Origin of the sequence: Oceanospirillum maris DSM 6286 (assembly GCF_000422865.1) — a bacterium.
GTDB classification, from domain to species: Bacteria; Pseudomonadota; Gammaproteobacteria; order Pseudomonadales; family Halomonadaceae; genus Oceanospirillum; species Oceanospirillum maris.
In genome coordinates this window covers 1-1,345 of the sequence record NZ_AUGW01000047.1, presented here as the reverse complement: position 1 = coordinate 1,345, position 1,345 = coordinate 1, and the positions used below count along the sequence as shown (strand labels likewise).

General features: G+C 37.1%; 2 protein-coding genes. One reads left to right on the top strand and one right to left on the bottom strand.

Features of this window, described 5'->3' with window-relative positions:
* A partial coding sequence (locus tag G517_RS0111950; protein ID WP_211224290.1) for a hypothetical protein occupies nucleotides 1-858 on the top strand: 858 nt, incomplete at its 5' end.
* A gap of 58 nt (nucleotides 859-916) precedes the next feature.
* On the opposite strand, the gene G517_RS18935 is transcribed toward G517_RS0111950, so the two are convergent.
* Nucleotides 917-1,345, bottom strand: a 429-nt coding sequence (locus tag G517_RS18935) for a hypothetical protein (protein ID WP_036591411.1), incomplete at its 5' end; no start/stop codon positions are given.

Here is a 1,345-nt window from a genome sequence, read left to right as displayed (position 1 = left end):
TTCACTCATAGACCTCAACGCTTAAGTGAACAAAAGCTGCAGAATTTCAGGCAGCAAGTGACAAACCACAAAAGATATTCAAGGAGCGAGCATATGAAAATACAGGGCAGTTATACCCCACCGATGGGCCAGTCCGCCTATTCAAATCTGAAGCAGAACATCAGTACCCCTGCAAATACGTCAGTTAACGGAAACCTGCAGGCTATTTCCAAGAATGAGGTCAGCCAGCTTTACGGTTTAAGTGAAGATCGTATGAATGCTATGAAAGACATTATGAATGCTATGGAAGACAACGTTGAAGAAACAATTGATCTAATTTCTTTAGTTAACCATACATTAATTGATGCTATTCAAGGCTTTAATCAATTCAAGTCCAAACAGTCGGAAAATCACCCTGAACTTGATCTGAGCAAAATGGATATATTTATTGAAGATGGCCAACTTAGATTAAGCAATGTATACGATATAAATGGGCAGAAAGTTTCTGAAGATACTACCAAAAAACTGGAAAATAGCCTCATCGAAGATGAAGAGACAGCAATAAAAATTACATCTTCACTATCAAGAATATCAGAGGGCGTCTACCGGATGTCTCATGTAATTTCTGATTTCAAGAGAGAAGATTTTGAGAAAGAAAAATCAATTAGTTTGAACGAAATAAGTAAAGAATACATCAATTATTTCGAATCTGCTTACTCAGCAAAAGCTGAATTTTATAATAAAAACAATCGAATAGAAAACGAACATTACATTAAAGAAAAAATTGGATGGCAGAGCATTCATGCATTCATTATAAATAAGTCCAGCGAAATCTATGGTGGAAAAATAGTGAAGACAATAGTAAATACGAAGGCTTAATCAAACTCTCCAAGCTGGCTATCCAGCTTGGAGGATAAAATTAGCTCAAACTATAAAATCAAAAACATTTAAGCTCCGTCATACCTGTACTGTAGTTTTTGTCATAAAAACACGTTTCAACTAAACGTTCCTTACAGATATGATAAAAACTTCCATAGTTGTTATCACCAACAGAAATTGCAAAGTTCCCAATAGAAAAATGAATATCCCACCACATTGATGGGTTTGTTGGCGTTCCACTATAAACGCGATTATGAATTCGCTTCCTATCATCGTTTGCAACACAGGTATCTGAAAGACTCACCGACCCATTAATCATTCCTTTTTCGTCTGCTTGTAAGGTTGAATACTCAATATCAGACCCAAGCGTTTTAATAGCAATTGATACATTAGCGAATGGAGCGGGGTTTCCACTTGCATCTTTCAGCCATCCCTTGAAGTTCAGCAGTTTATGCGCCTGCACGGAGGTGGATGTTGTCGGTGGCTC